The sequence below is a fragment of the Ruminococcus sp. OM04-4AA genome (assembly GCF_003462585.1).
Classification (GTDB): Bacteria; Bacillota; Clostridia; order Lachnospirales; family Lachnospiraceae; genus Mediterraneibacter; species Mediterraneibacter faecis.
Genome location: NZ_QTZH01000008.1, coordinates 25,285 through 50,715, shown reverse-complemented (window position 1 = coordinate 50,715; position 25,431 = coordinate 25,285). Strand labels below are relative to the sequence as shown.

The 25,431-nt window shown below is 40.7% G+C and carries 28 protein-coding genes and 1 tRNA gene; 7 read left to right on the top strand and 22 right to left on the bottom strand.

Annotation, left to right across the window (positions count from 1 at the left end):
- Positions 1-5: 5 nt before the first annotated feature.
- Entirely contained in the window at positions 6-224 is a 219-nt protein-coding gene (locus DXB52_RS04265) for a cation transporter (protein WP_020437282.1), read from the bottom strand.
- Between the two features lie 369 nt (positions 225-593).
- On the opposite strand from DXB52_RS04265, the gene DXB52_RS04260 reads away from it, so the two are divergent.
- Positions 594-962, top strand: a complete 369-nt coding sequence (locus tag DXB52_RS04260) for an ArsR/SmtB family transcription factor (protein ID WP_117568314.1) — start codon at positions 594-596, stop codon at positions 960-962.
- A 133-nt stretch (positions 963-1,095) separates the two neighbouring features.
- Here DXB52_RS04260 and nudC read toward each other — a convergent pair whose 3' ends face one another.
- From nudC to DXB52_RS04220, 8 genes are all read right to left on the bottom strand, one after another.
- Positions 1,096-1,932 (bottom strand): NAD(+) diphosphatase, encoded by an 837-nt coding sequence (gene nudC, locus DXB52_RS04255; protein WP_117498630.1) that lies wholly within the window; start codon positions 1,930-1,932, stop codon positions 1,096-1,098.
- On the bottom strand, positions 1,929-2,405 hold the full coding sequence (locus DXB52_RS04250) for a signal peptidase II (protein WP_181989155.1): 477 nt from the start codon (positions 2,403-2,405) through the stop codon (positions 1,929-1,931). The genes nudC and DXB52_RS04250 overlap by 4 nt, the downstream gene beginning before the upstream one ends.
- A 62-nt stretch (positions 2,406-2,467) precedes the next feature.
- Positions 2,468-4,426, bottom strand: a complete 1,959-nt coding sequence (gene ligA, locus DXB52_RS04245; RefSeq protein ID WP_118106607.1) for an NAD-dependent DNA ligase LigA — start codon at positions 4,424-4,426, stop codon at positions 2,468-2,470.
- Complete coding sequence (gene rluF / locus DXB52_RS04240) at positions 4,426-5,250, bottom strand: 23S rRNA pseudouridine(2604) synthase RluF (RefSeq protein WP_117579207.1); 825 nt, start codon at positions 5,248-5,250, stop codon at positions 4,426-4,428. The genes ligA and rluF overlap by 1 nt, the downstream gene beginning before the upstream one ends.
- On the bottom strand, positions 5,243-6,397 hold the full coding sequence (locus tag DXB52_RS04235; RefSeq protein WP_118106606.1) for a DHHW family protein: 1,155 nt from the start codon (positions 6,395-6,397) through the stop codon (positions 5,243-5,245). The genes rluF and DXB52_RS04235 overlap by 8 nt, the downstream gene beginning before the upstream one ends.
- A 43-nt stretch (positions 6,398-6,440) precedes the next feature.
- The gene (locus DXB52_RS04230) at positions 6,441-7,850 is read right to left on the bottom strand and encodes an MBOAT family O-acyltransferase (protein ID WP_055147670.1); all 1,410 of its coding nucleotides are present in this window, start codon (positions 7,848-7,850) and stop codon (positions 6,441-6,443) included.
- A gap of 12 nt (positions 7,851-7,862) precedes the next feature.
- Positions 7,863-8,348: a DUF4358 domain-containing protein gene (locus tag DXB52_RS04225; protein ID WP_118106605.1), complete on the bottom strand. Its 486-nt coding sequence runs from the start codon at positions 8,346-8,348 to the stop codon at positions 7,863-7,865.
- The gene (locus DXB52_RS04220; RefSeq protein ID WP_055173129.1) at positions 8,345-9,109 is read right to left on the bottom strand and encodes a GDSL-type esterase/lipase family protein; all 765 of its coding nucleotides are present in this window, start codon (positions 9,107-9,109) and stop codon (positions 8,345-8,347) included. Before DXB52_RS04220 ends, DXB52_RS04225 begins: the two co-directional genes overlap by 4 nt.
- Before the next feature lie 173 nt (positions 9,110-9,282).
- Here DXB52_RS04220 and DXB52_RS04215 point away from each other — a divergent pair, with 173 nt between their 5' ends.
- A complete protein-coding gene (locus DXB52_RS04215; RefSeq protein WP_118106604.1) occupies positions 9,283-9,768 on the top strand; it encodes a DUF5721 family protein in 486 nt (161 codons plus the stop codon).
- 141 nt (positions 9,769-9,909) lie between these two features.
- Here the strand turns inward: DXB52_RS04215 and DXB52_RS16625 are convergent, their stop codons facing one another.
- The 4 genes from DXB52_RS16625 to DXB52_RS04205 form a co-directional block, all read right to left on the bottom strand.
- Positions 9,910-10,464, bottom strand: coding sequence for a hypothetical protein (locus tag DXB52_RS16625; RefSeq protein WP_472519949.1), 555 nt, complete (start codon positions 10,462-10,464; stop codon positions 9,910-9,912).
- Between the two features lie 32 nt (positions 10,465-10,496).
- On the bottom strand, positions 10,497-10,937 hold the full coding sequence (locus DXB52_RS16620; RefSeq protein ID WP_472519953.1) for a hypothetical protein: 441 nt from the start codon (positions 10,935-10,937) through the stop codon (positions 10,497-10,499).
- Positions 10,937-11,962 (bottom strand): heat shock protein Hsp90 family protein, encoded by a 1,026-nt coding sequence (locus DXB52_RS16615; protein WP_472519948.1) that lies wholly within the window; start codon positions 11,960-11,962, stop codon positions 10,937-10,939. The genes DXB52_RS16620 and DXB52_RS16615 overlap by 1 nt, the downstream gene beginning before the upstream one ends.
- Positions 11,963-12,177: 215 nt before the next feature.
- Entirely contained in the window at positions 12,178-12,696 is a 519-nt protein-coding gene (locus DXB52_RS04205; RefSeq protein WP_118106603.1) for a peptidylprolyl isomerase, read from the bottom strand.
- A 339-nt stretch (positions 12,697-13,035) separates the two neighbouring features.
- Between DXB52_RS04205 and DXB52_RS04200 the strand changes: the two genes are divergently transcribed.
- The 3 genes from DXB52_RS04200 (at position 13,036) to DXB52_RS04190 (ending at position 15,730) form a co-directional block, all read left to right on the top strand.
- Positions 13,036-14,148 carry an ABC transporter ATP-binding protein gene (locus tag DXB52_RS04200; RefSeq protein WP_055166708.1) on the top strand — a complete coding sequence of 371 codons (1,113 nt, stop codon included), beginning with the start codon at positions 13,036-13,038 and terminating at the stop codon, positions 14,146-14,148.
- 103 nt (positions 14,149-14,251) lie between these two features.
- Positions 14,252-15,187, top strand: a complete 936-nt coding sequence (locus tag DXB52_RS04195) for a PucR family transcriptional regulator (protein WP_118106602.1) — start codon at positions 14,252-14,254, stop codon at positions 15,185-15,187.
- 42 nt (positions 15,188-15,229) lie between these two features.
- Positions 15,230-15,730, top strand: a complete 501-nt coding sequence (locus DXB52_RS04190; protein WP_118106601.1) for a hypothetical protein — start codon at positions 15,230-15,232, stop codon at positions 15,728-15,730.
- A gap of 127 nt (positions 15,731-15,857) precedes the next feature.
- Here the strand turns inward: DXB52_RS04190 and trxB are convergent, their stop codons facing one another.
- The 3 genes from trxB to DXB52_RS04175 form a co-directional block, all read right to left on the bottom strand.
- Positions 15,858-16,781 carry a thioredoxin-disulfide reductase gene (gene trxB, locus DXB52_RS04185; RefSeq protein ID WP_181984779.1) on the bottom strand — a complete coding sequence of 308 codons (924 nt, stop codon included), beginning with the start codon at positions 16,779-16,781 and terminating at the stop codon, positions 15,858-15,860.
- A 94-nt stretch (positions 16,782-16,875) separates the two neighbouring features.
- Entirely contained in the window at positions 16,876-17,670 is a 795-nt protein-coding gene (proC, locus tag DXB52_RS04180; RefSeq protein WP_118106600.1) for a pyrroline-5-carboxylate reductase, read from the bottom strand.
- A gap of 63 nt (positions 17,671-17,733) precedes the next feature.
- Complete coding sequence (locus DXB52_RS04175; RefSeq protein WP_015527938.1) at positions 17,734-18,015, bottom strand: acylphosphatase; 282 nt, start codon at positions 18,013-18,015, stop codon at positions 17,734-17,736.
- Positions 18,016-18,196: 181 nt separating this feature from the next.
- On the opposite strand from DXB52_RS04175, the gene hydE reads away from it, so the two are divergent.
- The gene (gene hydE, locus DXB52_RS04170; protein WP_472519952.1) at positions 18,197-19,237 is read left to right on the top strand and encodes a [FeFe] hydrogenase H-cluster radical SAM maturase HydE; all 1,041 of its coding nucleotides are present in this window, start codon (positions 18,197-18,199) and stop codon (positions 19,235-19,237) included.
- A gap of 149 nt (positions 19,238-19,386) precedes the next feature.
- On the opposite strand, the gene DXB52_RS04165 is transcribed toward hydE, so the two are convergent.
- A complete protein-coding gene (locus tag DXB52_RS04165) occupies positions 19,387-19,761 on the bottom strand; it encodes a RidA family protein (RefSeq protein WP_118106598.1) in 375 nt (124 codons plus the stop codon).
- 220 nt (positions 19,762-19,981) lie between these two features.
- On the opposite strand from DXB52_RS04165, the gene DXB52_RS04160 reads away from it, so the two are divergent.
- Entirely contained in the window at positions 19,982-20,674 is a 693-nt protein-coding gene (locus tag DXB52_RS04160; protein ID WP_117568463.1) for a helix-turn-helix transcriptional regulator, read from the top strand.
- Positions 20,675-20,795: 121 nt separating this feature from the next.
- On the opposite strand, the gene DXB52_RS04155 is transcribed toward DXB52_RS04160, so the two are convergent.
- From DXB52_RS04155 to DXB52_RS04135, 5 genes are all read right to left on the bottom strand, one after another.
- Positions 20,796-21,476 (bottom strand): TIGR00266 family protein, encoded by a 681-nt coding sequence (locus tag DXB52_RS04155; RefSeq protein ID WP_117835311.1) that lies wholly within the window; start codon positions 21,474-21,476, stop codon positions 20,796-20,798.
- A gap of 52 nt (positions 21,477-21,528) precedes the next feature.
- Positions 21,529-23,700, bottom strand: coding sequence for a sensor histidine kinase (locus DXB52_RS04150; protein WP_270370583.1), 2,172 nt, complete (start codon positions 23,698-23,700; stop codon positions 21,529-21,531).
- Complete coding sequence (locus tag DXB52_RS04145; RefSeq protein ID WP_117542334.1) at positions 23,672-24,370, bottom strand: response regulator transcription factor; 699 nt, start codon at positions 24,368-24,370, stop codon at positions 23,672-23,674. Before DXB52_RS04145 ends, DXB52_RS04150 begins: the two co-directional genes overlap by 29 nt.
- A 129-nt stretch (positions 24,371-24,499) precedes the next feature.
- Entirely contained in the window at positions 24,500-25,093 is a 594-nt protein-coding gene (locus tag DXB52_RS04140) for a xanthine phosphoribosyltransferase (protein ID WP_015527944.1), read from the bottom strand.
- Positions 25,094-25,339: 246 nt separating this feature from the next.
- A tRNA-Gly gene (locus DXB52_RS04135) sits at positions 25,340-25,410 on the bottom strand.
- Positions 25,411-25,431: the final 21 nt, after the last annotated feature.

The following is a 25,431-nucleotide window of genomic DNA, read 5'->3' as shown; positions in this document are numbered from 1 at the left end:
CCCTCTTACAGGTAGATCTCGCAATCGTCCTCTACCTTCTTACAATTCTTCAGGACGTCTTTCATAACGCTCTTTGCATCCTGTCCCTCTTCAAACTCAACGATCATCTTCTGTGTCATGAAATTCACTGTTGCATTCTGAACACCTGCTGTGTTCTTTGCTGCATCTTCCATCTTGTTCGCACAGTTTGCACAATCCACTTCGATCTTATACGTCTTCTTCATCTTTCTTCTCCTTTAATCTTCTTTGATCTTTGACTCTCATCAAATTTCTTACATCTTCTCTTATTTTTCATTAAACAATTAAGCAGTTGTTTAATCTTTATATTTACATTATAGCTCTCCAAATGAAAAAGTCAATACATTTTGCCATTTTGTGTTACAATACCTTTATGATTAAAGAGATACTGAAGGTATTCTTGAATTGTAACTGTTCAGAGCCAAGCAAAATTTCATAAAACAGGTGTAAAATGCTTGCATTTTTAAAACTGTTTTTGAAATTTTATTTGGCGGATACGCCACACCGACGAAATGCGTAGCATTTTGGAGGTTGGCTCTGAACAGTTACTATAATATTTTTAAAGGAGATTGTTTATGACTGACCATATTTTACCACATAATCATGGTGAACATTTGAATACAAAACTTCTTATAGATAACATTGCAAAGACGGAGGACTTCCAGATTGTAGCTGACCTGTTCAAGGTCCTCGGAGATAACAGCAGGGTACGCATTTTCTGGCTTCTCTGCCACTGCGAAGAATGTGTGATCAATATTTCTTCCATGATGGACATGAGTAGCCCGGCTGTCTCTCACCATCTCCGCCAGCTGAAATCTTACGGACTGATTACCAGCCGCAGAGAAGGGAAAGAAGTTTACTACAAAGCAGCAGACACAAACCAGGCTCAGCTGCTTCATCACATGATCGAGCAGGTGATTAAAATCACATGTCCTGAAGCTTAACTGTTATTACTGCAATATCACGCAATTAAACAAGTATATCAAAACGGAAAGATATGAATTTCTCAGAGATATTCACATCTTTCCGTTTTCTTACTGAATTTATTCATATTTTGTAACTGTTCATAAGAAAGTTTTACACTTCACCATTTTTAAACTTAATGATCATTTCATTCGTCAAACTGTCTCTGCTCGGCTCCACCGGAATCTCATCCCTTTGAAACCATTCTGCCAGTGCCAGTTCTTCCCGATCTAATGTAATTTCTTCCTCTCCATCCAGGTCGCAATAGAACCCCATCAGGATCGTATCACTGAAAGACCACGGCTGGCTCTTATAATAACGTATGTTCTTGACTTTCAGTCCGACTTCTTCCATGACTTCACGCTGAACAGTCTCCTCGATTGTTTCTCCAATCTCGGTAAATCCTGCAAGAAGTGCATATTTTTTATATGCTCTTCCAGCGTATTTTGACATAAGAATCTTGTCACCATCAGTTACTCCTATGATAACTGCCGGGCAGATTTTTGGAAATTCCATATTGCCACAATGATCGCAGCGCATCATACGTTCTTTTTCATCATGTCTCATCTTATGTCCACAGCGTCCACAGAACTTGCGATTACGATACCAGTTGTTCAACTGATAACCGGTAATTCCGGCAAATGCAAGATACTGCGGTTCTGCATAACGGAAAGATTCTTTATTCTCCATTGTAAACTCTGACAACCGTTCACGACTAATATTCTGTACCAGATAAAAGCGTTCCTCGTCAATCGTAAACAGATAAACTGCTTCTTCATAAATTTCTTCATTAAGCCGTTCCAAATCACGAAATCTTGGAAATTCAATTCCATCTTTCCTTTTCTTCAGCAGTGCGCTTTGTCCTTCGTAATACAATGCATAGCTCTGCGCATCCGGAGGGCATGGTCTGTACTGGTTATCAAACTGATGTGGCTGTATATCCTGAATCATAATTCTTTTCCTTTCTTAAACATAGAACCAAGAACCCAGAGAACTCCACCCGCTCCAATTGCAAAATCTCCCAGGTTATATGTTACTTGATCCAACTTTTCCTTTCCTGTCTTAACTCCGATGTAATCAACAACCTTCTCTTTCTGATAACGGTCCGTCAAGTTACTCCAAGCACCTGCTGCCGCAAGTGTGATTCCGGTTTTTCTTAAAATATTGCTGTTCCCTAGAAGTGTCAGCATCTGTATCACTGTCACAATACCTGTTCCCACTTCTGTAAGCTTTTTCACTTTCTTTGGATTATTCGCAAATACTCCCAGACAGATTCCCGGATTATGAATACGTCGAAGTTCCAGTTTCTCTGTCAGTTTCCTCTTTTCACCCATCTTGAGATTCTTTTCCACATAGTGCTTTGCCCATTGATCCACAAGGAATACCGTGGTTCCACCCAACGGATAGAATTTATTTTTCTTCACACTATCATCTCCCAGTCATTTCATATTACAATTCAAAGTACTTGTTCCCGGCAACAATTTCTCTACAGCATTTCCAGAAAATCTTTTTCTGAAATAATCGGAACTCCGAGATCTCTTGCCTTTTTATTTTTTGAAGATGTGGAATTTACGTCATTGTTGATCAAATAATTTGTCTTTGATGTGACACTTCCCGTCACCTTACCGCCACGTTTTTCAATCTCAGCCTTTACCTCTGCACGATTTGCAAAATGTTCAACACTTCCGGTAATAACAAAGTTCACTCCGGCGAATTTTTGGCTGTCTTCTGTTACTTCCTCTTCTTCTAATTCCACTTCGTCAAGAAGTCGCTTATAGATTTCCTGATGCTCTTCCTCTTTAAAATAATCTACATAGCTCTTCGCCATGACTGCTCCGACACCCTGGATCTCAACCAGTTCTGCCTCTTCTGCCTGAAGTACGCGTTGCGAATCATTTCCAAGTGCCCGGCAGATCACCTTCGCATTCGCACTTCCGATTCCCGGGATTCCGAGACCATAAACCAGTCTTGCAAGTGTTGTCTTTCTTGCCTTTTCAATACTGCTCTGCAGTTTCAGGAAAGATTTTTCGCCAAAGCCATCCATTGTCATGATCTCATCTCTGTAGTTATCAAGATGGAAGAGATCTGTAAAGTCTTTCACATAACCGTGGAAAATGAATTTCTCCAGTGTCGCCTCTGAAAGGCCCTCAATATTCATCGCATCTCTGCTCACAAAAAGTGCAAAGGACTTCACATGCTTTGCCTGACACTTCGGATTGGTACAATACAGCGTCTTTGTCTCATTTTCCATAGAGATTTTCGTCTCACCTCCACAGACCGGACAGACTTTTGGAATATCTTTCACTCCGCTTCTTGTCAAATTCTCCGCAATCTGCGGAATAATCATGTTCGCCTTGTATACCTGGATCTCATCTCCAACACCAAGTTCAAGTTCTTCCATGATGCTGATATTATGGACGCTTGCACGGCTGACTGTCGTTCCTTCAAGCTCTACCGGCTCAAAAACCGCCACCGGATTGATCAGACCTGTTCGTGACGGACTCCACTCAATCTCAAGCAGCTTTGTGTTGCGGATCTCATCTGCCCATTTGAAGGCAAAGGAATCTCTTGGGAACTTCGCTGTTGTTCCAAGTGACTGTCCGTAAGCAATATCATCATACACAAGCACAAGACCGTCCGATGGAACTTCGTTGTGCTCAATCTCACGGGCAAACCATGCCACTTCCTCTTCAATCGTATCTCTTGTCACTTCATGGTTCTCCACAACATCAAATCCCTGGTTTTCAAGCCACTGCATCTGATATTTTCTGGAATTCTGGAAGTCCACGCCTTCTGCACGAACGAGTGTAAATGCATAGAATCTTACATTTCTCTTTGCAGTGATTTCATTATTCAGCTGACGAACAGAACCGCTGCAAAGATTTCGTGGATTCTTATATTTCGCATCTACATCCTCAATCTCTTCATTGATCTTCTCGAAATCTTTATAGGAAATAACGGCCTCTCCTCGCAGTACAAGTTCTCCCTGATATGGAATCTTAAGCGGTACATTTTTAAATACTTTCGCATTGTTTGTAATGACCTCACCGATCACTCCGTTTCCTCTGGTGACTGCCTTCACAATTTCTCCGTTCTGATAGGTCAGAACAACAGTAAGTCCATCCAGTTTCCAGGAGATTAATGCTTTTTGTCCGCCTAGGAATTCCTTCAGCCTTTCTACATCTTTCGTTTTATCCAGAGAAAGCATTGGACGCTCATGACGTTCTTTCGGGAGCTCACTGAGTACTTCATATCCAACATTTACAGTCGGACTGTTTGCCATTCTCGTACCAAGCTTCTCTTCCAACTCCTGCAGTTCATCATAGAGCTTGTCATACTCGTAGTTGCTCATGATCTCTGTATTTTCCTGCTCATAAGAACGTCTCGCTCTGTTCAGAAGTTCCACCAGTTCTCGCATGTGATTCATTTCTTTCTGCTCATCCATCATCGCTTCTTCCCTTTCCCATGTCTCGTTCTATTATCTTGTGCTGCTGCCCACTGTTCCTGGTATTTTCCTCCCGGAAGTACGGAAGAATCTTTCAGCTGATCATATAATTCATTCAATTCCTGATCTGTCAGTTTTCTGTACTGTCCATCCTTCAGTCCATCCAGTGTAATGTTCATCACGCGGACGCGTAAAAGATCCTTCACTTCATATCCGAGAGCCTCACACATTCTGCGGATCTGGCGGTTCAGCCCTTGAGTCAGGATAATGGAAAATGTATACTTTCCAATCTTTTTTACAGTACACGGACGGGTCACAGTATCAAGGATCGGAACTCCGGCTGCCATCTTCTTCAGGAAATCTTCTGTGATTTCTTTATCTACAGTTACTTTATACTCTTTCTCATGTTTATTGGCTGCACGCATCATTTTGTTGATGATATCTCCATTATTCGTCATCAACAAAAGTCCATGAGAATCCTTATCAAGTCGTCCGATATAAGTCACACGCACCGGATAATTCAGGAAACGGACAATGCTGTCCCTCTCTCTGCGTTCTTCTGTACAAACGATTCCACGCGGTTTATTTACCGCCAGCACAATCATCTCATCCTGTTTTGAGACAACTTTATTTCCAACTTTCACGACCTGTCCCGGCACGATACGCATACCGGTCTGCGCACGCTGTCCATCAACTGTCACGCGTCCAGTCTCAATGAGGCGGTCTGCCTCCCTTCTGGAACACACGCCCGCCTCGCTCAAATATTTATTCAGCCTTACCGGCTCACTCTTCTGTAAAAATTCTTCTTTGATTCGATTACTCAACTGCAAACACTCCACTTATATTATTGTCTTTGAAAAATGTATTTCCGCTGTATAAAAACAGAACCTCTGAGATTCTGTAGGAATCCATAAGATCATTGATCGTTCCACTGTAATATCTCGGATCCACAACTACGATTTCTCTGTAGTACGGCGTCAGGAACGGAATAAATGAATTTGCGAAGGAATCTTTCACAAGGAGAAGACGCTTTGTGCTTGTAGAAACTGTACGGATATCAAGAAGGGATGAATTTCCTCCTAGAAATACCGTATACTGATCTTTCTCCTTTAATTTAGAAGAATCATATAAGGATGTGGAACGCTTTCCTTCATCCACATAATCTACGATCAAGTCTGTATCTTCTTCTGTCGGCACATAAATATCAATCTGTTCCTTCTCTCCAAGGTTCACTCCGCTTTTTGACGCCAACATTCCGTTAAAGCTGTCTGAAACTGCATAGGAAACATATTTCCCAGAAAGATCTCCTTCAATCCCAAGGGATGGTGCCGCCGCCTGAAATGCATAAAATGCACCAAGTGTCGTCCAGTGATGATCCGTTTTGTAATAAATCTTCTCTGTCTTATGTTTATTCAATTCCGTTGACACGTCAATCCACTCAACGCTATCTCCAAGATCCTTTCGCACCATGCTGAACATCTGCGTCTGATCTTCCGGCTTTGCCAATGCTGGAAGTGAATGATTCAGCACATTTGCTGCATCCGGAACAAGCATCATACGAACCGGAATCTTTTTCTGGCTCTCTGAAAATGATTTGATTGCCTTAATATTTGCGGCAAGATGATTCTCATCTGCAACTTCAATCTGTTCTAAAAGCTGTCCATTCGTTCCGATATAGACACCGTTTTCCAGACGACTTCCACCAATCCGGTCCACCGTAACTTTCAGCTTTCTCCACATGTCTCTTCCAACAAACTGATCATCCATATAAGCTTCAAATTTTTCATCATAATCTCCGCTTATCAGACTACTCAGGCGAAACTTTGGCTTCGTTGCAAGCATACGGTTCTCCTGCACTGATTTTTCTCTATCAGGCACAATAACATTTATAATAAGGAATAGAAACAAGGTCAGAATAAATATAATACCAACCAATTGCTCCTGTACTTTTCTCTGTCTATCTTTCTTCATCTTTTCACCTTAATTGTTGTCGTTCACTGTTTTCTATAACTCTCTAGAATCTAAAGTACAAAAACGGATTGTACGTATCTGCGATCAGATAAGCAACTGATATTGCCAGCATTCCAAAGAAAACAACCAGTGTGATTACAGTCCGTACTGTATGATTCTCAGACACATTCAGGATTGCACGGAGCATTCTTGATCCAAGTGTTGTTGATCCAATTACTGCCAACAAGTAGAACAACCAGTGTGTCAGGATCACAAAGAATACTTCTTTACTGGCAAATCCTGCTCCGCCGCCAACCATTGCAAAGAGGTAACGAAGTGCTGCTCCAAGGCTTGGACTAAAGAAAAACACCCAGCCAACCAGCACCAGTACTAATGCATAAATATGCTGCAATACACTTGGCCACCGATCCACGATTGCCCCCCAGACATATTTCTCCAGTACGAGAACCACTCCATAATAGATTCCCCATACAATAAAATTCCATGCAGCTCCGTGCCACATTCCGGTCAGCATCCAGACAATCAAAAGGTTTACAATATTTCTTGAAATCGTCACATGATTTCCACCAAGCGGAATATATACGTATTCACGGAACCAGGAGCTCAAAGAAATGTGCCATCTGCGCCAGAATTCCGTAATACTTTTAGAAATATACGGCACATCAAAGTTCTTCTTAAACTCAAAACCGAACATTCTTCCAAGTCCGATTGCCATATCTGAATAGCCGCTGAAATCAAAATAAATCTGGAATGCATAAGTAATACATCCAAGCCATGCCATCAGAACTGTCAGGTTACTTGCTGATGTCGATGAGATTTCTTCAAAAATCTTTCCCAGTGTATTTGCAAGCACTGCTTTCTTCGAAAGTCCAATAATAAAGAGCATCGCGCCCTGTCCCAACTTTCTTCCGGAGATTTTCCTTGCGGTAAGCTGCTTCTCAATATCTCCGTAACAGACGATTGGTCCGGCAACCAGCTGCGGAAACATGGATACATACAGTGCATACTTTACCAGACTCTGCTGTGCTTTTACCTTACCCCGATATACATCCACAATATAGGAAATTTCCTGAAATGTATAAAAAGAAATTCCGATTGGTAATGCCAGTTCCCTGTATGGAATACTGATTCCGAACAACGTATTCGTACTTTCTACCAAAAATCCAAAATATTTAAAGAACACAAGCAAAACAATATTTACTGTTATTGCAAAGACCAGTGATCGTTTTGCTTTCGCCTCATTCTCACTCTTATTCTCAATATCCATTCCGCAAAAATAGTTTAACAAAATACTGAGTATCATCAGAATGATATAAACCGGTTCGCCCCAGGCATAGAAGATCAGACTGCCTGCAAGCAGCAGGAGATTCTTCCATTGCGGCGGTGCAATATAATAAACTGCCAGCATGATCGGCAGAAATAAAAACAAAAATGTAATACTACTAAATAACATCTGCTCCCCCTTCTACAGACTCTTGTCAAATGCGCTGCGATATTCAGAAGCTTTCGAAGATACTGCGAAGAAGATATATCTTCCACGAATACTTTCCTGTGAGTCCTCTAAAAGCTTCACCTGTTCCGGCAGGTAAGAATCAAAATCTTCTATTCTCTGTGCTTTTCTCTGTGCGATCGCATTTGTCACATTTTCTATCTGTGCATCATTTTTCACCTGTATCACCAGAACTTCCGCTGCTGAAATACTGGACGGAGAAGAATAATACAAAACACCCTTGTAGTCCGCACTGTTCAGTCCATAATTTCTCTTGAGCATCTGGTCATCCATCTGCACAAGTTCTTTACTGTCCAATACACTGCTCACAGCCTTTGATACTTCTGAAAAAGCCCGCTTACTTCCACTTGCATATAGCATCAATATCACAAGATATCCCACGATAATTGCTAAAAGTATATATTTCATCGCAGAGATCATTCGCTGTCTTTTCTCTGTCATAGCGTTGCCACCTCCGCCATCTTTTCTGCCCAGATTGGATAGAAATTCGCTTTAAAATGAATTCCATCTTCTTCATAGTATTCGTCTTCTATAATATCTGAATTATCAATGTATCCGATTTGCTTCTTTTCACACATTGCTTCTAGTTTTTCATTGTAATCTGCAATATTTGCAAGTGCCGGCTCCTTCTCTACTGCACTTTCCTGCACCGGAAAAACAGCATTCACAAAAATGTGCGCATCCGGCATAGCCTTCTGAATCTTCTTGATCACATCTGAATAATCCTTGATAAACTTGTCTACATCTCCGTTTGTCTTAGTCACATCATTCATCCCATATGCCAGAAAAATAATCTGCGGATCCAGTTGTTTTGCCTGCTCGATCTGATCATCCAGTTCGCTGAAATGAATTCCAATTTTCGCAACAACGCTTGATGTGTTCAGTACATCATACTCTGTGAAACTCGCTGCAATAGAATCTCCCATCACAACAGCACCGGAAAAGCGTTCCTTCATACTTCTTGTATCGGATGACTCTCCCGTACCATCTTTCTTCTCTAACTGATTAATCTTCTGCTCAATTGTCTTTGCGTCAGCAGATTCTTTGCCTTTTATATATGCAATTCCTTCACTGGTGTCGACTGGCTTCTTTGTCAGATTGCTAACACCCTGCACTGCCAGGAGTATCACTGTAATGACCAGCGCACATCCGACCCCGATCCGGATTCCCAGTTTTTGCTTTCTTTTTATTGTTTTCTTCATATATCTATATTCTTTCTGTTTTTTATATACTGTATAGAATCCCATACTGTTTTAATAGTACATTTTTTAGCAATAAAAGTCAACAAATCTGCGCTTGTATCTCGCCATTCCTTTTAGTACAATGATAGGTAGACGATTAAGAACTTAAACAGCTGCGGAGGTATCTGATTTCTATGATTTCACTGACTTTAACAAATGTAAAAAACTTCATGTCTCACCTTCTGTTAAAAGAGACATTTGACAATTTCTCTTTTATTGAAGGAGAGATTATTACGTTTAATACCTTTCGGATTGACGGGTATATACAGAAAGATTTCTTTGATTCCGAAGAAGAGATTCCGGAATATTCTCTTTGGAAAAATCTGCGTGAATTTTGTTTTTCCTTAATTAAGGGAAAGAAAACACCGCTCGGTTTTTATTTTGTCTTCAGCCTGAATTCAAAGAATATTTCCCGTCTGATTGAACAGAAAGAACTGGGACTTAATCCTGCTGACGTGCAGGGACTATATTTGAATATACGTTACGATGGAACTCATCTCACCTGCGTAACAGGAACTTCCTTCAAGAGTTTTATGATGGATAAGACCCTGGAACGCGAATGGGATGAGATGGTAAAGAAGTTCTTTTTAAAAAAAGAGATTGCATTTGAGTTGATGTAAATTTAAAAATCCATTAGCAATGTGTGCCGCAAGGCGCACATAATAACAGCCGCCTCACGGTCAAATAATCGTGAAGCGGCTGAACTTATTACTGCCAATGATGAGAAACTCATGGAACATGTTTCTCATCATTTTACTTTATTATTTTGTCAGAAGCATCATGATATCATTGCTTCTCTTAACAAATGCTGTCATCTCTTCCGGACTTAACGGCTTATGAGCAAGCATTGCAAGATCATACAGCTGTTTGCAGATGATTGACACGTTCTTGCTGTCCTTATTTGCTACAAGGAACTGAACCAGCGGATGGTTGGCGTTAAGAACCAGTGTTGCCTGGCTTCCGAACATGGATGCATCCATGCCGCCCATACCATACATCTTCATCATCTCCTGCATTCTTCTGTTTTCCTCAGAAAGAACTGCCATAGATGCTACATTCTCATCTTTGAGCTTTTCAACTTTGACATCAAGCTTCTCATTGCCAAGCTCTTTGCGGAAGATTTCAACAAGGCTGTCTGTTGTCTTCTGGAATTCTTCCTTCTCATCTTCTGCAACTTCGTCTTTCAAAGAATCATGTACATCTGCATCAATTCTCAAGAACTGAACTTCCTGATGTTTCTGCTCAAGGTATGTGATAAATGCAGAATCAATGTTGTGTGTCAGAATGATCGCATCCTGTCCCTGAGCCTTGAACATGTTGATATACTGGCTCTGCTGTACTTCATCTGTTACATAGAAGATTCTTGTCTTCTCTTCTTCCTTCGCATCTGCGTCCTTAGACTCTTCTGCGTCTGTTTTTGTTTCTTCTTCCTTAGTTTCTTCTGCCTTGCTACGTCAGCATCTTCACCTTTGGCTTCTTTGATGATATCTTCGAGAGTCATATATTTGTGATCAAGATTCTTGTAAAGCATAGAGTTCTTCATCTTCTCACCGAATTTCTCATCCTTCAGACAGCCGAACTTAATGAATGGGCTGATGTCATCCCAGTATTTCTCATAATTCTCACGGTCTGTCTTGAACATTCCGTTCAGCTTGTCAGCAACCTTCTTAGAAATGTAATCAGCAACTTTATTTACAAATCCGTCGTTCTGCAGTGCGCTACGTGATACGTTCAGCGGCAGATCCGGACAATCGATCACTCCCTTAAGTACCATAAGGAACTCTGGGATTACTTCTTTAATATTATCTGCGATAAAGACCTGATTATTGTAAAGTTTAATCTTTCCTTCGATGGATCATACTCTGTATTGATCTTCGGGAAGTAAAGAATTCCCTTTAAGTTAAATGGATAATCCATGTTCAGATGGATCCAGAACAGTGGCTCTTTATAATCCATGAATACCTTACGGTAGAAATCAATATAATCATCCTTCGTACACTCACTTGGATTCTTTGTCCAAAGCGGATGTGTATCACTGATAGATACCGGACGTCTTACAATTTTTGCTTTTTTCTTCGGTTCGCCCTCTTCGCCTTCCTTTGGCTCTTCTGTGATGTGCTCCACAACAGTATCTGTATCAAGAACATCATCCTCTTCGATTGTGTCATACTCAGGCTCTGCATTTGCCTTGGAAAGGAAGATCTCTGTTGGCATGAAAGAGCAATATCTCTCAAGTACTTCTCTTGCACGATATTCATTTGCAAACTCAAGGCTGTCCTCATTCAGATACAGTGTGATCTCTGTTCCGACTGTTGTCTTATTTCCTTCCTGCATCTCATACTCTGTACCGCCTTCACTTGCCCAGTGTACCGGTTTCGCACCTTCTTTATAGGAAAGAGTATCAATCTGAACTTCGTCAGCTACCATGAATGCTGAGTAGAATCCAAGACCAAAGTGTCCAATCATATCATCTTCTGTTGTCTTGTCTTTATATTTCTCAAGAAACTGTGTCGCACCTGAAAATGCGATCTGAGTGATATACTCCTCTACTTCTTCTGCTGTCATACCAAGTCCGTTATCGATAAACTTCATTGTCTTCTCTTCTGGATTGACAATTACTTCGATCTTCGGTTTGTATCCTTCCGGAAGTTCATATTCTCCCATCATATCCAGCTTTTTCAGCTTAGTGATCGCATCACATCCGTTAGATACGAGTTCACGTACAAAGATATCATGATCGGAATAAACCCATTTCTTGATAATAGGAAAAATGTTTTCGCTGTCAATTGATAAAGTACCTTTTTTAACTGCCATTTTACTGCACTCCTTTTTATTTATAATCTATCCGTAACTGCTCAGTTACGTTTCTTTTAATATCGGCTGTCAATCAGCTTTTTCGCTGATATCGATAGTATATTTGCCTGCCTAATGGACATTCTAGTACAGCAAAATTTAAAAGTCAATAGAAAATTAGCACTCCTTTCAAAAGAGTGCTAATAATTTCGTTAAAAGTATAAAGTTTTTATGAACTATACTGTTTCCGGCTCCGGATAATCCTCTCCGAATGTCTCAACAGTAACTTTCTTCATTACCTGTTTCTCAAGCGGGCGGTCGCTGTAGTCTGTTGCTGTCTCAGCAATCTTATTCACTACATCCATTCCTTCTGTAATCTTACCAAATGCAGCATAAGCTCCGTCAAGGTGTGGTGCTTTCTTATGCATAATGAAGAACTGGCTTCCTGCTGAATCCGGATGCATTGCACGTGCCATAGAAAGAACTCCTGCGTCATGTGCAAGGTTGTTCGCCACACCATTCTGTGCAAACTCTCCTTTGATTGAATATCCAGGACCACCGATTCCTGTTCCTTCCGGATCTCCTCCCTGGATCATGAACCCACTGATCACGCGGTGAAAGATCACTCCGTCATAGAAACCTTTCTTTACAAGTGACACAAAATTGTTCACTGTGTTCGGTGCTACTTCCGGATACAGTTCTGCTTTCATGATATCGCCATTTTCCATTTCAAATGTAACTACTGGATTTGCCATGTTTAATTCCTCTTTTCTTCTATTATAATCGTTCGCAGTTTTCTATAGACTGTGAATAGTCTTATTGTAGCGGATTTATTTCCTAACTTCAAGAAGTATTACAGCTGTTTCATTCCCGTAAAATCCAATCACTGTTCATTCTGTACACTGAAATGCTGTGATATGGTTGAAATGTACACTTTCCCCTCCATTTTTTAGTCACTTGTGACATTGTTGATTTTCGTGCCTAACGCTATACTAAGTACATAAGTTAAACAAACCAAATTCAACTACCAATTAAAAAACAAAACCAAATTTAGTCAAACAAGTAAAAAGTAATCATTTAAGGAGGCACTTATAATGGCAAGTTTATCTCTTCAGGGAATTCAGAAAATTTATCCTAACGGATTTCACGCAGTAAAAGATTTCAATCTTGAAATCGCTGACAAGGAGTTCATCATCTTCGTAGGACCATCAGGATGTGGTAAATCTACAACACTTCGTATGATCGCTGGTCTGGAGGATATCTCCGGCGGTACATTTAAGATCGACGGAAAAGTAATGAACGATGTAGAGCCAAAGGATCGTGATATCGCAATGGTATTCCAGAACTACGCTCTGTATCCACATATGACAGTATATGATAACATGGCTTTCGGACTGAAACTTCGTAAAGTTCCGAAAGATGAGATTGATAAGAAGGTTCGTGAGGCTGCCAAAATCCTTGATCTTGAGAAACTGCTCGACCGTAAACCGAAGGCCCTTTCCGGTGGACAGAGACAGCGTGTTGCTATGGGACGTGCTATCGTTCGTAATCCTAAGGTATTCCTTATGGATGAGCCACTTTCCAACCTGGATGCTAAACTGAGAGTTCAGATGCGTATCGAGATTTCCAAGCTTCATGAGAATCTGGGTGCTACAATCATCTACGTAACACATGACCAGACAGAAGCTATGACACTTGGAACAAGAATCGTTGTTATGAAAGACGGAGTTGTTCAGCAGGTAGATACACCACAGGCTCTTTACAATACACCATGCAACCTGTTCGTAGCAGGATTCATCGGATCACCTCAGATGAACTTCATGGATGCAAAATGTACAATCAAGGGAAATGATGTTACTCTTACAGTTGGAAAACATGTTCTTAAAGTACCGGCTTCTAAGAAGCAGGCACTGATCGATGGCGGATATGACGGAAAGACAGTTGTTCTTGGTATTCGTCCGGAAGATGTACATGATTCACAGGCGTTCATCAGTAACTCTCCTGACAGCGTAATTGAGTCTACAATCAAAGTTTACGAGCTGCTTGGAGCAGAAGTATTCCTGTACTTTGATCTTGAGGGAACTCAGATGACAGCACGTGTTAACCCACGTACAACACTCAGAACCGGAGATCACGCAGTATTTGCACTTGATATGGAGAAGATTCATCTCTTTGACAAAGACACAGAGTTGACTATTACAAACTAATCCTTTACAATTAAACTAAACACGGAGGGGGCTGTACTTTTCTCGGAAGGTGCAGCCTTTCTTCCATCTATTATTATTTTGTTTTATTTACGGAGAAGTACTAATGGCTAATACATCCGAACTTGAAAAAGGACTCAATGAACTAAAACGTTTAACAGGAATCGCACTTACAGTGACTGCCGAAGACTCTGAACAAGAACAGCTGGCCCTGGAACAGATCCGCTGTCTCTGCCTTGCCTACCGGGAAAAATATAATAAAAATGATTTTCTTATGGGACTGATGACCGGCGGTGTTCCTTCCTATGATGTACATCAGCGTGCCGCACGTCTTCACATTGCGCCGGAAGAAAATCGAATTCTCTTTTTGATCGAAATGAAGGAACCTGATGAGATTGTAGGAGAGATTCTTAAAAATCTGTTTCCTTCTCAAACAAAAGCTTATATCGTTCCTGTTTCAAAAGAGCGACTGGCTGTATTATATCCATTTCATGAGACAAAGGATTCCAAAGATTCTGCTGATGAATATGCAAGACATCTGGCTCATGCGATTGTTGATACACTGAATGCGGAAGCTCTTGCACATGTTCAGGTTTCTTTTAGTCAGATGATTCCTTCTCTTTTGGAATTATCCGTGGCTTTTCGGGAGGCAAGCCTTGCACTGAAGGTTGGAAAACTCTTCTATCCGGAACAGACTGTCTTTCCATACAATAAACTGGGGATTGGACGCCTGATTTATCAACTTCCTGCTTCTCTGTGCGAAAGCTTTCTCCAGGAAGTTTTCTTAGACGAGATTCCTGACAAGTTGGACGATGAGACGCTCTTGACGATTAACCGTTTTCTTCAGAACAATCTGAACATTGCCGAGACTTCACGCCAGCTCCATATGCACCGCAACACGCTGATCTATCGTCTGGAACAGATTGAAAAGCGTACCGGTCTTGATTTGAGACAGTTTGAAGATGCAATGACATTTAAGATTGCAACAATGGTTATGAACTATCTTCATGCTGAAAAAGGAAAAAATTGCACTGCGGTGTAATTGATATATATTAAATACTATATAAGAAAGGACTTATAACTTATGAATGACGCATTATGTGAACATATTGTAGCCAGAAAATCAAAACCAATGGATTTTATCATCCGCATTCTTATTATTGTAGTGATCGTTGCGGTCGCAATCGGAGGAATGCCGTTTCTTGGATTCTTTGCTTTTGCTCTTGCAGCAATCCTGGCTTTACTTGCTTATTATTTTGCATTTCCACTCTTAAATGTGGAGTATGAATATTCCCTTCTGAATCACGATCTGGATATTGATGCAATTTACAGCAAAGAGAAAAGAAAATCCAAAATGAACTTAGATATTCAGAATGCCGAGATTATTGCCCCAAAAGGATCTCACCGACTGGACTCTTATCATCCGGAAACAACTTGCGATTTTTCATCCGGAAATGCAAATGCAAAGATTTTCGCAATCATGATCCCGATCAATCAGAAAATGACTTGTGTTTATATTGAACCTGATGAAAATATGATTGAACATATGAAACAATGGATGGGAATGAAGATGTTCGTAGATTAATATTGAATATTTATTTCTAACTCAAACAAGTACCACAATCAGCAACTACTAATTGTGGTACTTGTTTTTTCTTTTCTGTCTGGTTGTAGATTACGAATTACAATTACATACCTAAGACATCATAATCTTATTTTTCAGCAGCATCTGCTATATATTTACATGCGGCAAGTGCAGCTACTGCACCGTCCGCTGCCGCTGTTGTAAGCTGACGTACTTCTTTTGTCCGGCAGTCTCCTGCTGCATAGATTCCCGCTTCTGACGTCTTGCAATCTTCTCCGGCAACAATAAATCCCCCCTCATCTAACTGAACAACATCAGCAAATTTTTCATTCTGTGCAATCTGTCCGACAGCTACGAAAATTCCGGAAACAGCAAGTCCTGATTCTTCTCCTGTTACTTTATTCAAAAGCCGCAGACTTTCCACCATCTGCTCTCCACGGATTTCCTGAACAGTTGTATTTAAGATAAACTCTACATTTTCTTTCTCTTGCAGACGTTTTACAATCTGATCTTCTCCCCGAAATTCGTCTCTTCTGTGAATCAGATAAACTTTGCTACAGTAATTTGATAAAAATTCTGCATCCTGGAGTGCTGTACTTCCACCTCCGACAACTGCAACTTCTCTTCCCCGGAAAAACATTCCATCACAAGTTGCGCAGTATGAAACTCCTGCACCTGTCAGACGTTCCTCTCCCGGAACTCCAAGATGGCGGTGTGTTACACCCGTGGCAAGAATAATGCTTTTACATTCATATTCTTTTTCCGTTGTTACAATCACTTTATAATCCGCTTCTTCACGGATACCTGTCACTTGCTCCATCATAGTCTGTGTTCCCAGCTTTACTGCCTGATCCATCAGATTCATAGAGAATTCACTGCCACTCACACTTGCAATTCCAGGATAATTTTCCACATTCGGAGAAGATGTGATCTGTCCGCCGAAGGTTGTTCCCTCGAAGAGTACGGTCTGCTTTCCTGCACGCTGGCCATAGATAGCCGCAGTCATCCCTGCAGTTCCGCCACCAATGATTCCAATATCATAAATCCCCATATTTTTTCCTTTCCCAACAAACTGTTTCTACATTTTCTGATTGCTGTAATTCATTTTTCATTTACGCTAAACTGTAATATGTTTCAATCACTTCTTACATATTTCTGGACATATCTGCACAGACTTTCTCTGCCTCGATCACTGCGCTTCTAAGTCCAAATTTCTCAAGTACACGCACTGCCTCAATCGTTGTTCCTGCCGGTGAACACACCATATCTTTCAGTTCTCCCGGATGCTTCCCTGTCTCGAGTACCATCTTTGCACTTCCAAGTACTGCCTGTGCTGCGAACTGATACGCCTGTGGTCTAGGCATTCCCTCGGCTACCGCTCCGTCTGCCATTGCCTCGATCATCATAAAGATATACGCCGGTGAACTTCCGCTGACTGCAACAACTGCATCGATCAAATGCTCCGGCACGATTTCTACTTTACCAAAAGAGCTAAGAAGCTCCAGTGCATAGTTCTTTTCTTCTTCTGTCACTGCATCATTCGGGCATGCCGCTGTCATTCCCTCTCCAACTAATGCTGGTGTATTCGGCATTGTTCTTACAATCTTAACTTTCTTTCCAAACTGCTCTTCGAGCCATGCGAGAGTCTTGCCCGGTGCGATTGTAATAATCAGCTGGTCTTCTCTTACTGCATCTTTGATCTCAGCAATTGTCTGTGCATAGAATTGTGGTTTTACAGAGAGAACTAATACTTCTGCTTTCTGTGTTACTTCTATATTATCTGCTGTCACATGAATTCCATGCTCTTTTTTCGCACGTTCACGTCCTGCTTCCATAATATCTGAACCGATGATCTCTTCCGGGGCAATAATTCCCTTTTTGATGATTCCGCCCATGATTGCTCCTGCCATATTTCCTGTTCCGATAAATCCTAATTTCATGATCTTAAGTCTCCTTTTCTTTTATCATTACTGTTCTAAGAACCGTGTCCAGTAACTTTTTATCTACATGTATCCGTCTCTCACCCAGAATTTTTTCTCATCCTCTAATGGAATTTCTTCTGTGTCCATCCAGTCGATTGTAATAAACTGATTCCTGTTCAGCCCTTTTAGCAGTTCATTGATCAGCCATTCGCGTCCCTGAACTTCCATTGTAACGGTTCCATCCCATTCGTTCTGAACCCAGCCAACCAGATTTAGTGAATTCGCCAGATATTTCGCTGTATAGCGGAATCCAACACCCTGTACACGACCGTGAAAAACAATGTGCTTTCTAACTTCTGCCATATCTGATCACTCCCTTGAAGCAATTTGTGTTGTACACTACCGTTATTCTAACACATTTTTTTACCTTGTACAGTTCTTTTCGGTAAACAGTTCCTGCTTCCTGTGTTATAATGGGAATAACTTTTCTGAAGGAGGGCTTCGAGAACGAATGAGTAATTATGAAACATCACAGACTTCTGATCTGAAAGAATTGATAAATAAATTACGAGATACACAGACTCTCTCTAAAAATGAATGGATTCGGCTAATTGACGGAAGAACCCCTGAACTTGCCGACTATTTATTTGAAAATGCGCGCGAAGTACGAATCACTCACTATGGGCATAATGTTTATGTCCGCGGACTAATTGAATTCACTAACTATTGTCGTAACGATTGTTATTACTGCGGTATCCGCAAAAGTAATCTGAATGCACATCGCTACCGTCTTACCAAAGAAGAGATTCTTAACTGTTGCAAAACCGGATATGAACTTGGTTTTCGCACCTTCGTTCTTCAAGGTGGTGAAGATGGCTGGTTCACGGTTCCGCGTCTGGCTGATATTGTCTCTGACATACATAAGAGCTGGCCGGACTGCGCAATCACGCTTTCCGTTGGAGAGATGGAGCATGATGCATACCAGACTTTATTTGATGCCGGCGCTGACCGTTATTTACTTCGTCATGAAACTTATGATGATGCACATTACCGTATGCTTCATCCTGCTTCCTTAAGTGCACTTCACCGGCAGAACTGCTTATGGGATTTAAAATCGATCGGCTATCAGATTGGAACCGGATTCATGGTCGGTGCACCTTTCCAGACAACTGAGAATCTTGCAGATGATATGCTTTTTCTAAAGGAACTGAATCCGCATATGGTTGGAATCGGTCCGTTTATCCCTCACCACGACACACAGTTTGCGGATGAACCTGCCGGAACGTTGGAATTGACACTTTATCTGCTTGGATTGATTCGTCTTATGCTGCCAAAAGTCCTCCTTCCGGCAACAACTGCTCTCGGTACGATTTCTCCGACTGGAAGGGAACAGGGAATTCTCGCCGGAGCTAACGTAGTTATGCCAAACCTGTCTCCAACAGAGGTTCGCAAAGATTATTTGCTTTATGATAACAAAATCTGCACCGGTGATGAATCGGCACAGTGCAAGAACTGCCTGGCTCAAAGAATGGAGTCTGTCGGATATCGCGTTGTTGTAGATCGAGGAGATTCCTTGAATAAGTAAAAAGGAGGTTGCTGGTCGCACATTGTGTGAACAGTAACAAAAGGAGTCCATGGTATGCGACATATCGCATTTCCACGGACTCCTTTTCTATTCGCACCTCGCCTCACAACGCAGTGTCATCATTTCATTTTCTTTGCTATCTGTAAGAATTACTCTACAACAGCTAAGATCTCAATCTCAACGAGAACAGCCTTCGGAAGATCCTTAACTGCTACACATGAACGAGCCGGTTTGCTTGTGAAGTATTTCTCGTATACTCCGTTGAATGCTCCGAAATCTGCAATATCTGCAAGGAAGCATGTTGTCTTTACAACGTTGTCAAAGCTTGATCCAGCTTCTTCAAGAACAGCAGCGATGTTAGCGATAACCTGCTCTGTCTGTCCTTCGATTGTTGTAGCATCTACATTACCTGTAGCTGGGTTAATCGGAATCTGTCCTGAAGCGTATAACATTCCGTTAACTACCTTTGCCTGAGAATATGGTCCGATTGCAGCTGGTGCTTTTGTTGTTGAAATTGTTTTCATTGAATTCTACCTCCTGATTTATTGAAATTATAAGTTCTTAATGAAATTATATAACGTTAAAATCGTTTAGTCAATAAAATTTCATTTACTTAACTATTTTTCATTGACTTCTTTTTCACACAAATCTGTCTATCCATGATAAAATAAAACCATCAATAAACTATTTGTCTGTAAAGAAAAAATGAATTGTATTCAATACAGGCAGAAAGGACGCATGATTATGCCAATCGGAAATTTAAAATTAACTTCACTTGATAAAAAGATTCTGCACTCATACTGTCAGACACTCGACGGACTTTCCAACTATCTCGGAAACGGTTATGAAATTGTCCTGCACAGCCTGGAGGATTATGAACACTCTGCAATCAAGGTCATCAACGGATATCACACCGGACGTGCCGAAGGAGCCCCGATTACAGACCTTGCATTAAAGATGCTGGAGCAGATCCGCCGCAATGAAGAGAATGACCATGGTGTGATTTATTTTTCCACAAATGTAAAAGGAGAACCTCTGAAGTCAACTACAATTCCTGTCAAAGGAGAGAAGGACAGAATTATCGGACTGCTCTGTATCAACTTTTATATGAATACAACGATGGCAGATTTCTTCCGCAACTTTGCTGTTCCGATTCCATCTGATTCTGACGGTCTTACAGTCTCCGGTCAGATTCATGAAACATTTTCCCAGAGTAGTTCTGATCTTCTTGAGCAGACCATTCAAACCGTTCGCCAAGAAGTATTGATGGATTCAGCAATATCGAGCACAAATAAGAATAAAGAAATCATTTTTCGCCTTTACCAGCAAGGAATCTTCAATCTGAAGGATGCGGTTATTACAATCGCCGATGCATTGGGGATTAGTAAGAATACTGTATACCTGCATCTACGCAATCTTGAGAAAACGAACAATTAATGCTATGTGATATGCAAATTACTGATATCTACACATCAAAAAGGACAGAGCCACTTTCGTTTTACCTGAAATACCATTCAAATTTCATTTCATTCGAAAGTGTCCTGTCCTTTTTCATCCTTTATTTTCCTGCCGGCATATATCTCAGAAGTTCTCCCGCCACGCTGGAGATTGGCATTGTCTGAAGCCATACATGTCCAGGTCCGGTGACAACTGTATTGAACACACCTTCACCACCGAATACCATATTCTTAAGTCCCGGTACTGTCTGAATTTCCATACTGCAAGTCGCATCCATTGCTGCAAGATATCCGGTATCCACTACTATCTGCTGTCCCGGTCTCAGTTCATATTCTACCACATGTCCGTCAAATTCCAGAAATGCTATTCCATTTCCTGAAAGTCTCTGCATGATAAACCCTTCTCCACCAAAAAATCCTGCTCCGAATTTCTTTTGAAAGAAAATAGAGAGATCAACACCTTCTTCTGAAGCGAGAAATCCTGACTTCTGTACAATCAGTTCCTGGCCCGGTGCAATCTGGCGCGCTACGATCTGCCCCGGAAAACTGGATGCAAATGCGATCATCCCATTACCTCCCGTTGCTGTATAACGGTTCTGGAACAATGCCTCGCCTGAAAACATTCTTCCAAATGCTTTTCCGATTCCTCCATTTGATGTGGTTTCCATCTTCATGTTCGGAGACATCCAACTCATCGATCCACGTTCTGTGATCATTTTCTCACCATTTTCCAGATAGCAGACTACCACCGGAAGTGTATCACCTTTGATTTCATATCTCATGTTTCATTCCTCCTAACGCATTCTTCTCAATATTTTATCTAATCTAACAATACTATTCTTTTGCGTTATTTTCCAGTACAAAATTTTCTTCTTTTTTCTCTCTCATCTCTAATTTAGGAAGTATGATCTCTGCCTTAAACAAATCTGCCTCTGTTGTAATATTCAAATTACCATGCTGCAACTGTGCAAAGCTCTTAGCGATTGCCAGGCCAAGTCCAGATCCTTCGGTATTTCTTGAAGAATCTCCTCTTACAAAACGGTCCGTGATCTCCTCTGTATTGAAATTCAATTCCCCTGCGGAAACATTTTTCATAAAGATCTGCACGTCATCCGGCCGCTCATTCATTTCGATATAAACTCTCGTGTGCGGCATTGCGTATTTTGTGATATTAACAATCAAGTTCTCAAAAATTCGATATGTTTTTTCACTATCCAACCAGAGAACCACCTTACTTTCCGGAAGTTTCCAGCGGAACTCCAAATGTGCTTCCTGAATCTTTTCCTCGTTCTCAAGCTCCGCCTGACGGATCAATCCCACAAGATCTACCTTCATATAATTCATCTGGATTGTCTTACTAGCCGCCTTACTCATCTCAAAGAGATCCTCGATCAGGGCTTTCAGACGAAGAGATTTTCTCTCAAGTACTTCTGTATATTCTTTTCTCTTTTCTTCATCTTTTTCATTCTTTAAAAGGTCAATGTAAGTAATGATCGCGGTCAGCGGAGTACGAAGATCATGAGAAACATTTGTCACAAGCTCTGTCTTCATACGCTCATTTTTCACTTCTTCATCTACTGCCTTCTTAAATCCACTCTGAATCTTCTTTAATTCATCCTGAACCGGACGGAAGATTCCGACATCACCTTCAATCGGAAGATCAAGATGACCTTCTGCCAGCTGATTCGTTGATTTAAGCAGCAGCTGATATTTCTTCTTGATTCCATTTAGTACTTTCTTCATTACAAAGAATAAGATAATAGAATAAATCGCCAACGGAAGTAATCCCATACTGTAAGAAAATAATTTCACTACTAAGAGCAGAAGAAAGTTCAAAATCACGATTCTGAGGATTCCTTTATTTCCTTTATCACGTAAGTCTGTCTGAAGAATCGCTTCATATTGATGATGCAAAAATGCTTTAACATCTTTCCATGCTTTCTTCAATAAATATCTTTTTTCATGTACTTCTCCACGATTTTCCTTTCCCCAACGAATCAACATTCCTGCTATTGTGTGTTCTTTCCAGTAATTTCTTCTATCTGTAAATATAAGTCTGAGACTCTCCGCCACGCAGAAGAAAACTCCCAGCAGGCAGAACCAGATGATCCAGTTGATTCCAAGCATACTGATCGTATTCCACATAATATTTACAGACGGATGATAGTTCTCAAATGACCAGTGTACTAATTCCGCAAATGCCGAATAACCTATACCCAATGCAGAAATCCCCAGAATCACTGCAAGTTCGAATGGCATATGGAATAATTTTCCTTCGTATCTTCCAACTTTCGGAATACATGGAAGAAAGAACGCTACAAACAGAACTCCTAAAAAGAAGAGTGCAGCAGAACTCCAGAACATGGAATAATTATATTCCACATACTCATCCTCCTCCTGATTTGCAGAAATGAATTCATCATAATTTGCATCTGTCATTCCATAGACGATACTGATTCCATCTGTTTGCTTTTCATCCTCAATCAAATCCTCCAGATCTGCGTCCATACAATAATAGGACAGATCTTTCTCAATATTGTATGCTTCTTCCGGTACCAATTTCGTACCGCTAACTGTTACATTTGACATTGTTCCTGCTGTGCCATACTTGTATTCAATTTTCAGCGCATACGAATCATTTGACTTCAACGCCTCGTTTATCTGATCATCGTTTTCTTTAAATAAAGGATTGCCCTCTTTATCAAAAATCTGATAATCCATATATTTTTTAAAGAGAGAAAATGCACTGTTTGACATCATCTCCATTTGCTCCGACGCATCCTTCACACCTGTGACCTCGTTATACAGAATGCGGTTTCCAGTCGCAAGAGAATAGTCCATCCTCTCTATACAATCTTCTATATCCTCCTCTACTGTAACTGTCGATGCGATATTATTTCTACTCACCATATAATAACTTCCCACAATTCCTGCTGCAAACAGGCTGAGTATTACTATGGTTACTATTGTCCTTATCTTACGGCTGCTTTTCAAGTTTATATCCAACTCCCCACACCACCTTTAAATATTTTGGTTTCTTCGGGTCAATCTCGATCTTCTCCCGAATATTTCTTACATGTACCATGATCGTATCTGTATTAATTGCCTTTTCCTGCCATACTCTTTCATAAATCTCTTCGGATGAAAAGACTCTTCCGGGATTCTTTGCCAAAAGAAGCAGAATCTTGTACTCGATTGGAGTTAATTTCACCGGATTGCCATCCATTGTAACTTCTACCGTATCCTCATTGATCTCAAGTCCTCCGATCACATGTACATTCTCCTGCGGTGCCAGCTTCTCCAGAAACCTGCGATAACGTCTCAATTGAGAATTCACACGAGCCATCAGTTCCATTGGTGTAAACGGCTTTGTCACATAATCATCCGCTCCGATATTAAGTCCGGTGATCTTATCAACCTCTTCTGATTTTGCGGACAACATGATTACAGGAAAATCATATTTTTCGCGCAATTTCATTGTCATACGGATTCCATCCATACGTGGCATCATAATATCAATGATTGCCAAATGGATCTCTTCTCTCTCAAGAACTTCCAGCCCTTCGATTCCGTCCGCTGCCTGAAATACCTTGTACCCCTGACTCTGCAGATAAATTTGTACGCCTTCTCTGATTTCTTTATCATCCTCTACAATTAATACATGATTGATCTCCATTTTGTTTCCTCCTAAAAAAAGAACCTCCTTTATCTATCTACAGAATACTCTGTAAATCTAAAGGAGGCTTTTATATGTTTCAAAAGATTTTCTTAAGCTTACTATAGCTTTTTCAAAAATATTGGTCTCTTAGTTCTCTGCATTCTGCTCTCTGAAGAAAATCTGACCCGTAGAAGCGTCCATTCCGTCCACAATCGCCAATGACTCCAGCTGGAATCCAAGGTTACGGATGATTCTTCCGCCTGACTGGAATCCTTTCTCAATTGCAATTCCGATACCTTCTACTGTAGCTCCTGAAGACTGAACGATCTGGATCAGTCCTTGTAGTGCACATCCGTTTGCAAGAAAATCATCAATAATAAGTACATGATCATCCTCTGAAAGGAATTTCTGTGAAACGATCACATTATTCTTACACTTATGTGTGAAAGATTCAACCTCTGCTACATACATCTCACCGTCTAAATTGATGCTCTGAGACTTCTTTGCAAATACGACCGGTACATCAAAGTGTTCTGCTACGATACAGGCGATTCCTATACCGGAAGCTTCGATCGTAAGAATCTTGTTGATGTTCTTGTCAGCAAATCTCTTCTTGAATTCTGCACCCATCTGATTCAAAAGTTTAATGTCCATCTGATGATTCAGGAAACTGTCAACCTTGAGAACATTGCCCTCTTTTACAATACCGTCTTTTACAATTCTTTCTTCCAAAAAATTCATCTTTCTACCTCTTCCTCTGTGATTTCCCCAAAATGTGTTACTGCTCAGTGTAACCCCAAAAATATTTCTTAAAGTATAGCACAACTCCATATAAGAAACAACGTTAACAAGACGAAAAAATAGTACAAAAATAATTCTAAAAAAGCACTTTCCTTATCCGGTTTATCAAAACCGAATCGCAGGAAAATGCTTTGCGCTATTTCTGTACAACTATGATTCTGCCCTCCAAAATTAGGGCAACAAAAAAGCGGGTGATGGGAATCGAACCCACGTATCCAGCTTGGAAGGCTGGTGTTCTACCATTGAACTACACCCGCATTTCGTGTCTTATCTTTGAC

Coding starts and splice junctions, on each gene's coding strand:
- DXB52_RS04265 (WP_020437282.1), bottom strand. CDS start 224: ATGAAGAAGACGTATAAGATCGAAGTGGATTGTGCAAACTGTGCGAAC.
- DXB52_RS04260 (WP_117568314.1), top strand. CDS start 594: ATGACTGACCATATTTTACCACATAATCATGGTGAACATTTGAATACA.
- nudC (WP_117498630.1), bottom strand. CDS start 1,932: ATGATTCAGGATATACAGCCACATCAGTTTGATAACCAGTACAGACCA.
- ligA (WP_118106607.1), bottom strand. CDS start 4,426: ATGGATGAGCAGAAAGAAATGAATCACATGCGAGAACTGGTGGAACTT.
- DXB52_RS04235 (WP_118106606.1), bottom strand. CDS start 6,397: ATGAAGAAAGATAGACAGAGAAAAGTACAGGAGCAATTGGTTGGTATT.
- DXB52_RS04230 (WP_055147670.1), bottom strand. CDS start 7,850: ATGTTATTTAGTAGTATTACATTTTTGTTTTTATTTCTGCCGATCATG.
- DXB52_RS04225 (WP_118106605.1), bottom strand. CDS start 8,348: ATGACAGAGAAAAGACAGCGAATGATCTCTGCGATGAAATATATACTT.
- DXB52_RS04220 (WP_055173129.1), bottom strand. CDS start 9,109: ATGAAGAAAACAATAAAAAGAAAGCAAAAACTGGGAATCCGGATCGGG.
- DXB52_RS04215 (WP_118106604.1), top strand. CDS start 9,283: ATGATTTCACTGACTTTAACAAATGTAAAAAACTTCATGTCTCACCTT.
- DXB52_RS16625 (WP_472519949.1), bottom strand. CDS start 10,464: ATGTTCAAGGCTCAGGGACAGGATGCGATCATTCTGACACACAACATT.
- DXB52_RS16615 (WP_472519948.1), bottom strand. CDS start 11,962: ATGGCAGTTAAAAAAGGTACTTTATCAATTGACAGCGAAAACATTTTT.
- DXB52_RS04205 (WP_118106603.1), bottom strand. CDS start 12,696: ATGGCAAATCCAGTAGTTACATTTGAAATGGAAAATGGCGATATCATG.
- DXB52_RS04200 (WP_055166708.1), top strand. CDS start 13,036: ATGGCAAGTTTATCTCTTCAGGGAATTCAGAAAATTTATCCTAACGGA.
- DXB52_RS04195 (WP_118106602.1), top strand. CDS start 14,252: ATGGCTAATACATCCGAACTTGAAAAAGGACTCAATGAACTAAAACGT.
- DXB52_RS04190 (WP_118106601.1), top strand. CDS start 15,230: ATGAATGACGCATTATGTGAACATATTGTAGCCAGAAAATCAAAACCA.
- trxB (WP_181984779.1), bottom strand. CDS start 16,781: ATGGGGATTTATGATATTGGAATCATTGGTGGCGGAACTGCAGGGATG.
- proC (WP_118106600.1), bottom strand. CDS start 17,670: ATGAAATTAGGATTTATCGGAACAGGAAATATGGCAGGAGCAATCATG.
- DXB52_RS04175 (WP_015527938.1), bottom strand. CDS start 18,015: ATGGCAGAAGTTAGAAAGCACATTGTTTTTCACGGTCGTGTACAGGGT.
- DXB52_RS04165 (WP_118106598.1), bottom strand. CDS start 19,761: ATGAAAACAATTTCAACAACAAAAGCACCAGCTGCAATCGGACCATAT.
- DXB52_RS04160 (WP_117568463.1), top strand. CDS start 19,982: ATGCCAATCGGAAATTTAAAATTAACTTCACTTGATAAAAAGATTCTG.
- DXB52_RS04155 (WP_117835311.1), bottom strand. CDS start 21,476: ATGAGATATGAAATCAAAGGTGATACACTTCCGGTGGTAGTCTGCTAT.
- DXB52_RS04145 (WP_117542334.1), bottom strand. CDS start 24,370: ATGGAGATCAATCATGTATTAATTGTAGAGGATGATAAAGAAATCAGA.
- DXB52_RS04140 (WP_015527944.1), bottom strand. CDS start 25,093: ATGAATTTTTTGGAAGAAAGAATTGTAAAAGACGGTATTGTAAAAGAG.